The sequence below is a fragment of the Rhodococcus sp. 06-462-5 genome (genome assembly GCF_002258315.1).
In the GTDB taxonomy this organism is placed as follows: Bacteria; Actinomycetota; Actinomycetes; order Mycobacteriales; family Mycobacteriaceae; genus Rhodococcoides.
The window spans coordinates 295,241-308,425 of sequence record NZ_NOYD01000038.1; the positions used below are offsets into that span (position 1 = coordinate 295,241).

The window sequence follows — 13,185 nt, forward strand, 5'->3', positions numbered from 1 at the left end:
GCGAAAGCGGGCCGACGCGGGCAATGTGGAACCAATGACTTCCGACAGCACCGTCCTACTCGGCCCGATCGTTCGGTACGTCGGTACCGAGACGGCGACCCTGTGGTTCGAGATGGCCGAATCGTCGACGGTTTCCGTGGTCACCGACGCCGGCGTGCAGGGTTCCGAACGAACGTGGGGAGTGCACGGCCACCACTACGCTCTGGTGCCGCTCGAGGGACTACCGGCCAACGCAACGGTGCACTACGAGGTGTTCGTCGACGAGCGTCGCGTGTGGCCCCCGGAGGGTCGGACGGCCGCCATCCACACCGTCGATGCCGAGGGGCCGGTCACGTTGGCCTTCGGGTCGTGTCGGCGCGGTGACAACTACAGCGACGAATCGCTGAAGCAGATCGGGGCCGACGCCTTGGCCGGGCTGGGGAACGCGCTGATCGAGGAGGATCCGAGTCGATGGCCGCAGGCGCTGTTGCTCCTCGGAGATCAGGTCTACGCCGACGACCCGTCACCGGAGATCGTCGAACGACTTCAGGCGCGCCGAAGCTCGGGCGAGGGACCGCAGAGCGCCATCGGTACCGACGCGGAGAACGAGATCTGCGATTTCGAGGAGTACTCCTGGCTGTACCGGGAATCGTGGGGACTCGAGCCGGTGCGGACTCTGATGGCGAGCATCCCGTCGTGCATGATCCTCGACGACCACGATCTGCGTGACGACTGGAACTCGTCGGCCTCCTGGCGTCGGGACATCGTCACTCGGCCGTGGTGGAACGATCGTGTGGTCGGCGCGTATTCGTCGTACTGGGTGTATCAACACCTGGGCAACCTCTCGCCCAAGGAGCTGGCGCAGGACGAGATGTATGCCGCAGTTCGGTCTGCCGACACCGACGACGAGCGAGAGAAGCTGTTGTCCGACTTCGCGTTACGCGTCGACCGCAGGCCCGAGACCGGACGCTGGAGCTTCTACCGCGATTTCGGCGACACTCGGCTGATCATGATCGACTCGCGGTGCTCGCGGAATCTGGATCCGAACAACAGAGAGATGGTCGACGAGAAGGAATGGGCATGGGTACGCGAGCGCGCACTCGAAAAGACCCCGCGACACCTGCTGTTCGGTTCGTCTTTGCCCTACCTCATGCTGCCTGCTCTGCATTACCTCGAGCAGTGGAACGAGGCTGTGGCGCAGGGCAGTTGGGGGTCGATGCCGGCCAAGGTGGCCGAGAAGATGCGGATCGGCCTCGATCTCGAACACTGGGCGGCCTTCACCAACTCGTTCAACGACATGGCGGCGTTGACGCGTGAGCTCTCCCGCGGCGAGAACACACCCGCCTCGATCATGTGGCTCTCGGGCGACGTGCACTGCTCGTACGTGGCGAACGCGGATTTCGGGGTCGGCGGGCGCGAGGTACCGGCCACGTATCAGCTGACGATGTCGCCGTTCCGCAATCCGCTCGATCTGCCGATTCGCGCGGTCAACAAGCTGGCCATCAAACGTCCCGCTGCCCGCATTCTGTCGAAGCTGGCGCGCGCGGCTCACTTGGGCCCGTCCGGTGTCGAGTGGGAGGCCGAGGCAGGGCCCTGGTTCGACAACGGCGTCATGCTGCTGACGCTGCACGGCGACTCGGCTCGGCTGCGGGTGCACCACGCCCACGTCGACGACGCCGGTAAGCAGGTTCTCACCGAGACGTCGGCCCTGGCCCTCGCCTAGAGAGGACCCTGGCCCTCGCCCAGCGGACGAGTAAACGATTGGCCATCGCCGGGCCGATGAGGTTGGCTGGTTCGTTGTGGCCCACCTCGAACTGAACGACATCGTCTACTTCCTGCCCGACGGACGGCAGTTGATCAACGGTGTCGGGTTTCGCGTCGGCGACGGTGCCAAGACGGCCTTGATCGGTCCCAACGGAACCGGCAAGACGACACTCACGCGGATCATCGCGGGGGACGAGACCCCCGACGAGGGGTCGGTGTCGAGCTCGGGTTCGCTCGGGGTGATGCGGCAGTTCGTCGGCCAGCTGCGAGACGACTCGACCGTGCGTGATCTGCTGCTGTCGGTTGCCTCCCCGGCCGTGCAGACGGCTGCTGCGGCACTCGACGCCGCCGAGAACACGATGATCGAGGTCGACGACGAGAAGACCCAGATGAAATACGCGCAGGCCCTGTCGGATTGGGGTGATGTCGGCGGCTACGACCTCGAGCCGTTCTGGGACAAGGTCACCACAGCTGCACTCGGAATGCCGTTCGATCGCGCGAAGTGGCGCGCTGCGTCGACTCTCAGTGGCGGCGAGCAGAAGCGCCTCGTGCTCGAAGCGCTGTTCGCAGGCTCGGACAATCTGCTCCTTCTCGACGAGCCGGACAACTACCTCGATGTGCCGGGCAAGCGTTGGCTCGAAGCGACCATTCGCGATTCCGACAAGTCCGTCCTGTTCATCAGCCACGACCGGGAGCTCATCGCCAACGCCGCGAACCGGATCGTGACGCTGGAACCGGGTGTCAGCGGTGCCACCTCCTGGGTGCACGGCGGCGGGTTCGCGACCTATCACGCTGCGCGTGAGGACCGGAATGCTCGGCTCGACGAACTGCGACGGCGGTGGGACGAGGAATTGGTCAAACTCCGGGCGCTGGTGTTGCGCCTGCGGGAGAAGGCCAAGTTCAACGACGGCGTCGCCGCTCGCTACCACGCGTCGCAGACTCGGTTGGCCAAGTTCGAGGAGGCCGGACCGCCCGAGGCGGTGCCGCTGAAGCAGCACGTCACCGTTCGGCTGCGTGGCGGCCGAACAGCCAAGCGCGCATTGGTGTGTACGGGTCTGGAACTGACCGGACTGATGAAGCCCTTCGACACCGAGATCTGGTACGGCGACCGCGTTGCGGTGTTGGGCTCCAACGGTTCCGGCAAATCGCACTTCCTGCGGTTGCTGGCCAACGGCGGCACCGATCCCGAGAAGGAGCACGAGCCGGTTCAGGAACTGGCACTGGATCCGGTTCCGCACACCGGCACCGCGGTGCTCGGCGCTCGCGTCCGGCCCGGCCTGTTCGCGCAGACCCACACTCGTCCGGATCTCGCGGGCAACACGCTGCTCGACATCTTGCACATGGGCAACGAACATCGCGACGGTATGGGCCGCGAGGCCGCAGGACGGGCATTGGACCGCTACGGTCTGGCCCGAGCCGCCGAGCAGTCCTACGACAACCTCTCCGGCGGCCAACAGGCGCGCGTGCAGATTCTGTTGCTCGAACTGTCCGGTGCCACCCTGTTGCTGCTGGACGAGCCGACCGACAACCTCGACCTCATGTCGGCCGACGCACTCGAAGACGCGATCGCAGCGTTCGACGGCACCGTCATCGCCGTGACCCACGACCGATGGTTCGCCCGCAGCTTCGACCGATTCCTCGTGTTCGGCAGCACCGGTCAGGCCTACGAATCCGATGAGCCCGTATGGGACGAGAAGCGGGTGCAGCGCGCGCGGTAGCGTTTCCTCTCGTGAACGCGACTGACTCTCCCTATCTGGTCGGCCTCAATCTGGAAGGTCGACGCGTCGTCGTGGTCGGTGGCGGCACCGTGGCGCAGCGTCGATTGCCACTGCTCATCTCCTGTGGTGCCGTGGTGCACGTCATCACGCGCGAGGCCACACCCGCAGTCGAGGCGATGGCGACCTTCGGACAGGTGACGATGGAGTTGCGTGACTATCGGGAGGGCGACCTCGTCGACGCCTGGTATGCCGTCGCCTGCACCGACGAGGCCGAGACCAATATCGCCATCGTTGCCGAAGCCACTGCGTCCAGGATCTTCTGCGTCCGAGCCGACATCGCCAAGGACGGCACCGCGGTCACCCCGGCGTCGGCCGAATGGGACGGGCTGACCCTCGGTGTCCTCGCAGGCGGCGAGCACCGTCGATCGGCCGCGGTACGCAATGCCGTGATCGAAGCCCTGCAGTCCGGTGTGGTCGCCGATTCCGCGCATGCGCCGTTGACCGGCGTCGCACTGGTAGGTGGGGGGCCCGGCGATCCGGACCTCATCACCGTCCGCGGGCGCAGGTTGCTCGCCTATGCCGATGTCGTGGTGGCCGATCGGCTCGCGCCGCCCGAGCTGCTCGCCGAACTGGGACCACACGTGGAGGTCATCGATGCCTCGAAGATTCCGTACGGCCGCGCGATGGCGCAGGAGGCCATCAACCAGGCGCTGATCGACGGCGCGAAGGCAGGCAAGTTCGTCGTCCGGCTCAAGGGCGGCGACCCTTACGTGTTCGGTCGGGGATACGAAGAACTCGAAGCGCTCGCCGCCGAGGGAATCCCGGTCACCGTGGTGCCCGGAATCACCAGCGCCATCTCGGTGCCCTCGTCCGCCGGGATCCCGGTGACGCACCGCGCCGTCACCCACGAGTTCGTCGTCGTCAGCGGCCACGTGGCACCCGACCATCCCGATTCTCTCGTCGACTGGAACGCGCTGGCCAAGCTCAAGGGCACCGTCGTGTTGCTGATGGCCGTCGAACGCATCGGCCTGTTCGCCGACGTTCTCATCGCAGGCGGCCGGCCGTCCGACACCCCGGTGATCGTCGTTCAGGAAGGCACCATGCGCACCCAGCGTGAAGTGCGCGCGACTCTGAGCACCGTCGCCGACGCGGTTCGCGACGCGGAGATAAGGCCTCCGGCCATCGTGGTCATCGGAACCGTTGCCGGTTTCTCTGTGCACGCCGGTAACGTGAACGCCCGTGCCTGAATCATCGATGTCCGATACCTCCAGTACCGAGGTCAAGTACCCGGTGACGACCCGAGCGTTCGGGTTGGCGATCATCGTCCTGAGCGGCCTGCAGTTGATGGTGGTGCTCGACGGCACCGTCGCCAACCTCGCTCTGGCACCGTTGCAGGCCGATCTGGGTCTGTCCGATGCCGGACGCAACTGGGTGCTCACCTCGTATGCCCTCGCCTTCGGCGGGCTGATGCTCCTCGGCGGCAGACTCGGTGACGCCTTCGGCCGCAAGAAGATGTTCCTGGCAGGCGTCGTGCTGTTCACCATCGCATCCCTGTTGTGCGGGCTCGCGGTCAACGAGGCAACGCTCGTGGCGGCCCGCGCGCTCCAGGGCGTCGGAGCTGCGGTGGCGTCGCCCACGGCGTTCGCGCTGGTAGCGACCACGTTCGCGCCGGGCCCGGTTCGGAATCAGGCCATCGCGATCTACGCGGCCATGACCGGTGTCGGCTCCATCGCCGGGCTGATCATCGGCGGTGCGTTGACCGAGGTGTCGTGGCGGTGGATCTTCCTGATCAACGTGCCCATCGGTGTGGTCATCGTGGTGCTCGCAGTCGTGTCGCTACAGGAGACGGTGGGCGCGAAATTGCCGCTCGACGTTCCGGGAGCGATTCTGGCGACGCTCGGCTGCACCGGAGTCGTGCTGGCCCTGAGCGAAGGCACCGAACTGGGCTGGACCAATCCGATCGTCATCGTCTCGCTGCTCGCCGGACTGCTCTTCCTCGGGCTGTTCCTGCTGGTCGAGCGCCGCGCCGACAATCCACTGCTCCCGTTCTCGCTGTTCGGCAGCCGAGACCGAGTGGCCACGTTCGTGGCCATCTTCTTCGCCGGTGGCGTGATGTTCTGCCTCGCCGCCTACGTGGCACTGTTCGTCCAGGACATCCTGGGATACAGCCCGTTGCACGCGGGCCTGGCGTTCGTGCCGTTCGCCTTCGGACTCGGTGCCGCCGCATTCCTGGCCTCGCAGCTGGTGACACGCATCGCCCCACGGTGGCTGATCCTGAGCGGTGCAGTCATCATGGTCGGCTGGCTGATGGTGTCGGTGGCGACGATGAACGCGGACTCGTCGTACTTCCCCGGACTGTTCTTCCCCGTCATCGGCATCGGATTCGGCGTCGGCCTGACGGTCGTGCCACTCCCGCTGTGCGCCATCGCCGGAGTGAGCCCCACCGAGATCGGCCCGTTGACCGCTATCGCCCTGGTTGCTCAGACCCTCGGCGGGCCGCTCGCGTTGGCCGTCATCGGCGCGCTGGTGACCTCGCGCACCCTGTCCCTGGGCGGCATCTCGGGACCGGCGACGCTGATGAACGACACCCAGCTCGATGCGTTGAGCTCGGGCTATATGTTCGCGTTGTTCTGCTGCGCCGTCTGCGCCGTGGTCGCGGGAATCGCTGCGGTGTTCATTCGTTTCACCCCGCAGCAGGTCGCTCAGGCCCAGGCTGCGCAGGAAAGCGCCCAGAAGAGCTGACGAGCAGGGCTGATCACACGCCCAGTACGGCCTTCGCGATGAGGAAGTAGACGATCAACCCCGTCGCGTCGCAGAAGGTGGAGATGAACGGTGTCGAGAAGACCGCCGGGTCCACACCGATCTTCTTCGCGATCAGCGGCATCGCGCCGCCGACCGTGGCCGCAAGCGTGCAGATCGACAGCAGCGTCGTTCCGATGACGACTCCGAGGTGCCAGTCGTAGACGAGTCCGGCGATGACGAAGCCCAGAGTGCCGAGCATCGCACCCATCGTCGCTCCGACCCGAACCTCGCGAAACAGCACCGCGGCGATGTCCCGCGGTCGTACGTCACCCAGCGCGAGCGCCCGCGTGACAGTGGTTGCAGCCTGCGAGCCGGTGTTGCCTCCGGTTCCGGTCAGCAGCGGAATGAACAGCGCGAGCGTGACGACTGCGGCGAGCGCGTGCTCGAAGATCTCGAGAACCTGCACCGTGAGAATGGCCGACAGCGCGAGCACCAGCAACCACACCACGCGAGAGCGAACGATGGACAGCACCGGCGTCGACAGATACGGCCGGCGCAGCGGCTCGGAGCCACCCGCGCGAGCGGCATCCTCGTCCTCGGCTTCCTCCAGAATTCGAGAGGATTGTTCGAGTGTGAGAATGCCGATCAGCCGTTGCTCGGAATCGACCACCACCACCGCAGGGCTGCGGTGCTCGAAGCACAGCCGTGCAGCCTCTTCCGCCGAAGAATCGGCCTCGACCACTGGATGATCCGAGTACAGATCGCCGACCGGAGTGCTCGGCGCGGCCGTCGCCAGATCGGCGAGGGTCACCACCCCCAGCAGAGTTCGGTGATCGTCGGTGATCGGCAACAGATACACCGACTCGGCGTCCGAGCCGGTGCGACGGACGGCATCGAGTGCATCGTCGGCGGTTGCGGCGGTCCGTAGCCGAACGAACTCCGGGCTCATGCGGCGGCCGACCGACCTGCGGTCGTAGCCCATCATGGGGGCGGTGAGCGCCCGCTCGTCGGGGGACAGACCCACCAACAGTCGATGCGCGACGTTGGAGGGGAGTTCGTCGAGCAATTCGACACGGTCGTCCGGGTCGAGTCCCTCGAACAGAGCGATCACATCGTAGCTTCGAAGACTCTCGAACAACTCGCCGCGAACGGTGGCGTCGAAGCGCTCGAAGACCGCCACCGCCTCGTCCTTGGGCAGAAGGCGAAACAACACCGCACGTCGAGACGAGTCGACGCGCTCGAGCATACGTACTGCATCGGTCGTCGACAGCTCGGCCATCAGAGTGGACAGGGCGGCCATGTCACGGTCGGTCAGCAGTTCGGACGTTCGCGTCATGATGTCGTCGAGAGTTTCGGGCACAGAACCATTTTGCCTTGCGTACGGGCGGTCCGACCCGCACACCTCAGCGCGAGAGATCCGCCCGATCCGCCGCGGCCTGGCCCGAATCCCATCCCTCGGCGTCCAGGCGTGGACCGCGCATCGGCTTCGCAGTCGGGAACAATCGATCGAATTCGGCTTCGACGGCGACGGTCTGCGCAGCGAGAATCGGTAGCAGATCACCCGATTCGTGACTCGCCTCCTCGAGGGCGTGTGCGTCGGCGTCGGTCAGACGGTCTCCGATACGGATGGCGTACGCGTACAGGAATGCTTTGCCGAACGCCGCCGATCCTGCCTTCTTGCGCTTCTTCGCCTGCGGTGAATGCCCGAGGGCGCGGGTTGCCTGAACCAACAGAGAGGTGAACAGCAACTCGGTCTGTTCCACGTCCACCGGGGCACCGACGAGGGTTGCGACGGCGAACTCCGGATCCCAGATCGCCTTGACGCGGTTGGCGGTTCCGACGACGTGCAGCAGCTGCGCCTTGGCGGGAGCATGCGGGCCATCGACATGAACGCGTCGGCCGTGAATATCGATGTGGCCCTGCGAGAGCAGCATGGTGTCGATGGAGTAGCGCGTCATCAACTCCTGCGCCTTGGCCGTCAGCGTTTCGGCCTCCTCCTCGAAATCCGTGGCGTCGGCCTTGGCCAGTAGGCCGCGAATCTTGCTCAGCATCTTGGTGTTCGGTGCGTCGGAGCCGGCGACACCCGTCACCGTGGGTCGAGTGCGCGGCCACTGGGACGGCTTGGGGCCGAGCTGAGGCCACCGGGGGAGTGTCTGCCATTGACCGAGCAGGGTGAGTACGTTCAGCCACTGATCGCTGGCAGCGATGTAATCGGTCTTACCGGAGGACGTCAGGTACGCGGTCAGGAAGTCGGGTGTGGCCTCGACCCGGGCCGCAACCTTGGGGAACTGCTCGCAGATCGTGGACATCTGATCCACCCAGTCCTGCGGGGCTCGTGCGTCGGCGTCGGTGAGATCGGCCTGGTGCAGCAGCACCGCACCAGCGAGATCGGCCACGGCCACCGTGTGCTGACGCCGCACGACGTGCACGAGATCCATGGGCTGCCAGCCGTTTTCGTACATCGTCTCGATCATGTTCGTCAGCGCCAGGGAGCCGAGTTGGGTCGCTTCCATCGACACCAGCCGATCTGCGACGTCGTCGGCGACGCGTTGGCTCTTGGTCTTGCCGACCGAGGCGTCGGCCCCGCGGCGGAGCAGTCCTGGAATCTCGTTCATTCGGTGAGCACGATCAACTCGGTGCTCGACGCCACTTCGACTCGCAGACCGGCCTTGGATGCTACGCGCGCAACGGCTTTCACGTCCTTCGGCTCGGCGGTGGTCAGCGTCAACGCGCGTGCCAGCAGGCCCTTGTGATGCTTGTTGAAATGGCTCACCACCGATCGGCTGCCGTCGGGCTTCTCGGTGAGCACCGTCGCGGTGATCGCGCCCGGAACAGGACCGAGCTGTTGATAGGTGCCCGATCGCAGGTCGACGACGATGCCCTCGTCCTCGGCGTCGATGGCATCGGAGAGTTCCGGCTTCCAGTGCGATCGCAGCGTGCCGAAGTTCGGCACGGTCGAGCCACCGGAGAGTCGGTAGGACGGAATCGGATCGGAGGCACGGACGGCCCCGAACAGGGCCGAGCCGATCCACAGTCTCGCGTCCGCTCGGGCGCGACCGGCACGGGTGAACGACGCCGCGTCGAGGGCGTCGTAGAGCACGCCGGTGTACCGCTGCAGCGCAGGTGTGGTGGGTGAGGTCCACAACCGGGCGTTGCGTTCGATCTCGTCCACCTGGGTGGGGCCCAGGCCGAGCGCCGCGATCGACGCGTCGACGTCGGCGGACAGTTCCACCAGCGCGTCGGCGAGCTTTCGACGAAGCGGAGTCAGCGAGGCCAACGACAGTCGGTCCAGATCGAGAGGTGCTCCGGAACCGCCGTCGGACTTCGTCTCGGAGGGAGGCAGCAGAATCAGCACGGGCTCGAGGCTACTCACTGTACGGCCGCCTGCTCACAGGCACTGCAGGAGCGACTAGTCTGACAACCCGTGATCACCCGTCTTTCGCAGTTGTTCCTTCGTACCCTTCGCGACGACCCGGCCGACGCCGAGGTCGACAGCCACAAGCTGTTGGTCCGCGCCGGCTACGTCCGTCGTATCGCGCCGGGCGTCTACTCCTGGCTGCCGCTGGGTCTGCGGGTGCTGCGCCAGGTCGAGCGTGTCGTGCGCGAGGAGATGAACGCCATCGGTGCACAGGAGATATCCCTGCCCGCACTGCTTCCGCGCGAGCCGTACGAGACCACCAATCGGTGGACCGAATACGGCGACGCCCTGTTCCGGTTGCAGGATCGCAAGGGCAACGACATGCTGCTCGGTCCCACCCACGAGGAACTGTTCGCGCTGACGGTCAAGGCCGAGTACAATTCGTACAAGGACCTGCCGGTCACGCTGTACCAGATCCAGACCAAGTACCGCGACGAGGAGCGTCCCCGCGCAGGCATTCTGCGCGGCCGAGAGTTCGTGATGAAGGACTCGTATTCCTTCGACATGGACGAGGACGGACTGAAGAAGTCCTACGCCGCCCACCGCGAGGCGTACCAGCGCATCTTCGCCCGCCTCGGGGTCAGCTACGTCATCGTCGCCGCGACGTCCGGTGCCATGGGAGGCAGCGCCTCCGAGGAATTCCTGGCCGAGAGCGACATCGGTGAGGACACCTACGTGCGCTGCATCGAGTCGGGATACGCGGCCAACGTCGAGGCCGTCACCACTCCGGCACCTGCGCCGCTGCCCATCGAGGGGCAGCCCGCTGCCGTCGATCACGAGACCGGCGACACCCCCACCATCGCGACCCTGGTGGAGTGGGCCAACTCCGCCGATCTCGGACGCACCGTCACCGGCGCGGACACGCTGAAGAACATTCTGCTCAAGGTGCGTAACGCAGAAGGGGAGTGGGAACTGCTCGCCGTCGGCCTGCCCGGTGACCGCGAGGTCGACGAGAAGCGCCTCGAGGCGTCGCTGGAGCCCGCCGAGTTCGCTCTGCTGACCGACGCGGACTTCGCAGCCAATCCGTTCCTCGTCAAGGGATACATCGGGCCTCGCGCGTTGCAGGCCAACGGAGTTCGCTACCTCGTCGATCCCCGGGTGGTCGACGGCACGTCGTGGATCACCGGCGCGGATGTCAAGGGCAAGCACGTGGTCAACCTCGTCGCCGGTCGCGATTTCGTTCCCGACGGCACCATCGAAGCAGCCGAGGTGCGTGACGGCGACATGTCTCCCGACGGTCGTGGACCGCTCGTCAGTGCTCGCGGAATCGAGATCGGGCACATCTTCCAGCTCGGCTACAAGTACACCGATGCGTTCTCCGTCGACGTGCTCGGTGAGACCGGCAAGCCGGTTCGCCTGACTCAGGGTTCCTACGGCGTCGGCGTCTCGCGTCTGGTCGCCGTGATCGCCGAGCAGATGCACGACGACAAGGGCCTGCGGTGGCCGTCGGAGGTTGCACCTGCCGATGTCCACCTGGTGATCGCGAACAAGGACGACGCTGCTCGCGCGGGCGCGGAATCGATTGCGACACAACTCGATACACAGGGCATCGAGGTGTTGTTCGACGATCGCAAGGCCTCGCCAGGAGTGAAGTTCAAGGACTCGGAACTGATCGGTGTTCCGCTGGTGGTCGTTCTCGGCCGCGGTTGGGCCGACGGCAAGGTCGAGATCCGTGATCGCTTCAGCGGTGAGAGTCGCGAACTCGACATCGACTCGGCGGTCGAGGAGATCGTCAAGGCCGTGCGAAACACCCCGTAGAACAGTCTCGCGATCTTTCTGCGCGGTCGTTTACCCGCTGGTAGCTTCGGGTCAACGACTAGGAGAGGTCACACCGTGGCTCAGTATGCGCTGTTCGATCCCACAACCTTCGATCCGGCCGAGCTCGACGAGGATTCTCGCCGACAATTGCGTGCACTGATCGAGTGGTTCGAGAGTCGCGGCAAAGGCAGGCTTCTGGCGGACGATCTGGACAGCGTCTGGCCGGCCGACTTTCTCGAATTCGTCGCCGAGCAGAAGCTGTTCGCAACCTTCTCCACGCCAGCCGCTTATGCGGAGGGACTGCCGAACACGCGATGGGACGCTGCTCGCAACGCCGCGCTGAGCGAGGTTCTCGGGTTCTACGGTCTGGCCTACTGGTACACCTGGCAGGTCACCGTGCTGGGTCTCGGGCCCATCTGGATGAGTGCCAACGACGACGCCAAACGCCGCGCCGCACGCGAGCTGGACCGCGGCGGTGTGATGGCGTTCGGACTGTCCGAGCGCGCACACGGGGCCGACGTCTACTCCACCGACATGCTGTTGACGCCCACGCCCGAGGACTCCGAACTCGAGTTCACCGCGTCGGGGGAGAAGTACTACATCGGGAACGGCAACGTCGCGGGCATGGTCTCGGTGTTCGGCCGACGCACCGACCTGGACGGACCCGATTCGTACGTGTTCTTCGTGGCCGACAGCGCGCACCCGGCCTATCGGCTTGCCGAGAGCGTCGTCCACGGGCAGATGTTCGTCAGCACGTTCGCGCTCGAGAACTACCCCGTCCGGCAGCAGGACATCCTGCACACCGGTGCCGACGCTTTCTCGGCCGCGCTGAACACGGTCAACGTCGGAAAGTTCAACCTCTGCACCGGATCCATCGGCATCTGTGAGCACGCGTTCTACGAGGCGATCACGCACGCGAACAACCGAATTCTGTACGGCAATCGCGTCACCGACTTCCCGCACGTTCGCAGCGCATTCGTCGACGCATACTCCCGGCTGATCGCCATGAAGCTGTTCAGCGCGCGGGCGCTCGACTACTTCCGTGCCGCGGGACCCGAGGACCGGCGCTACCTGCTGTTCAATCCGATGACCAAGGCAAAGGTGACCTCCGAGGGTGAAACGGTCGTCCGTCTGTTGCACGACGTCATCGCGGCCAAGGGATACGAGAAGCACACCTACTTCCGTGAAGCCGCCCAGTTGATCGGAACACTGCCGAAGCTGGAGGGCACGGTGCACGTCAACGTTGCGCTGATGCTCAAATTCATGCCGGCGTACATGTTCTCGCCGACCGACTACCCGGACGTCGGCAGTCGAACAGAGCCGGTCGACGACAGCTTCTTCTTCGCCCAGGGGCCGGCCCGTGGCGCGAGCTCGGTTCGGTTCCACGATTGGAACCCGCTGTACAGCAAGCACTCCGGGATACCCAACGTAGGACGGTTCTACGAGCAGGCACTGGCGTTCAGGTCGTTTCTCCAGGACTGTGCTCCCGACGAAGCACAGCAGAAGGATCTCGATTTCCTGCTCGTGGTGGGGCACCTGTTCTCGCTCGTCGTCTACGGCCATCTCGTGCTCGAACAAGCCGACGAGATCTCGCCCGAGATGCTGGACCAGATCTTCGACTTCCAGATCAGAGATTTCTCCGGTTACGCCGTCGCGCTGTACGGAAAGCCCTCGTCGTCTGCGGCGCAACAGCAGTGGGCCCTGGACGCCATACGCAAGCCAGTGGTCGATGCGGGTCGTTTCGAGGCGGTGTGGAACGAGGTCGCCTCCTACGACGGCCGGTACGAGATGCGTCCCTAGCGCCGA

Annotated in this window: 9 protein-coding genes; 6 read left to right on the top strand and 3 right to left on the bottom strand. The window is 65.5% G+C overall.

The genetic code is table 11. The features are described from left to right. Positions 1-34 precede the first annotated feature (34 nt). From CH251_RS18645 to CH251_RS18660, 4 genes are all read left to right on the top strand, one after another. Positions 35-1,702 (top strand): alkaline phosphatase D family protein, encoded by a 1,668-nt coding sequence (locus CH251_RS18645; RefSeq protein ID WP_179273375.1) that lies wholly within the window; start codon positions 35-37, stop codon positions 1,700-1,702. A 76-nt stretch (positions 1,703-1,778) separates the two neighbouring features. Next, positions 1,779-3,461 carry an ATP-binding cassette domain-containing protein gene (locus CH251_RS18650; protein WP_094614408.1) on the top strand — a complete coding sequence of 561 codons (1,683 nt, stop codon included), beginning with the start codon at positions 1,779-1,781 and terminating at the stop codon, positions 3,459-3,461. Then, complete coding sequence (gene cobA / locus CH251_RS18655) at positions 3,428-4,708, top strand: uroporphyrinogen-III C-methyltransferase (RefSeq protein WP_094614409.1); 1,281 nt, start codon at positions 3,428-3,430, stop codon at positions 4,706-4,708. The genes CH251_RS18650 and cobA overlap by 34 nt, the downstream gene beginning before the upstream one ends. Before the next feature lie 7 nt (positions 4,709-4,715). Beyond that, positions 4,716-6,203 (top strand): MFS transporter, encoded by a 1,488-nt coding sequence (locus CH251_RS18660; RefSeq protein ID WP_094614410.1) that lies wholly within the window; start codon positions 4,716-4,718, stop codon positions 6,201-6,203. Between the two features lie 13 nt (positions 6,204-6,216). Here CH251_RS18660 and mgtE read toward each other — a convergent pair whose 3' ends face one another. Genes mgtE through yaaA form a run of 3 tightly spaced genes read right to left on the bottom strand, consistent with a single transcriptional unit; the run spans position 6,217 to position 9,558 of the window. Continuing rightward, positions 6,217-7,563: a magnesium transporter gene (gene mgtE, locus CH251_RS18665; RefSeq protein ID WP_094614411.1), complete on the bottom strand. Its 1,347-nt coding sequence runs from the start codon at positions 7,561-7,563 to the stop codon at positions 6,217-6,219. Between the two features lie 43 nt (positions 7,564-7,606). Then, positions 7,607-8,818 carry a DUF2786 domain-containing protein gene (locus CH251_RS18670; RefSeq protein ID WP_094614412.1) on the bottom strand — a complete coding sequence of 404 codons (1,212 nt, stop codon included), beginning with the start codon at positions 8,816-8,818 and terminating at the stop codon, positions 7,607-7,609. Beyond that, positions 8,815-9,558: a peroxide stress protein YaaA gene (gene yaaA, locus CH251_RS18675; protein ID WP_094614413.1), complete on the bottom strand. Its 744-nt coding sequence runs from the start codon at positions 9,556-9,558 to the stop codon at positions 8,815-8,817. The genes CH251_RS18670 and yaaA overlap by 4 nt, the downstream gene beginning before the upstream one ends. 69 nt (positions 9,559-9,627) lie before the next feature. On the opposite strand from yaaA, the gene CH251_RS18680 reads away from it, so the two are divergent. Both CH251_RS18680 and CH251_RS18685 read left to right on the top strand, forming a co-directional pair. Next, a complete protein-coding gene (locus CH251_RS18680; protein ID WP_094614414.1) occupies positions 9,628-11,379 on the top strand; it encodes a proline--tRNA ligase in 1,752 nt (583 codons plus the stop codon). 75 nt (positions 11,380-11,454) lie between these two features. After that, entirely contained in the window at positions 11,455-13,179 is a 1,725-nt protein-coding gene (locus tag CH251_RS18685) for an acyl-CoA dehydrogenase family protein (protein ID WP_094614415.1), read from the top strand. The last annotated feature ends 6 nt before the right edge of the window (positions 13,180-13,185 follow it).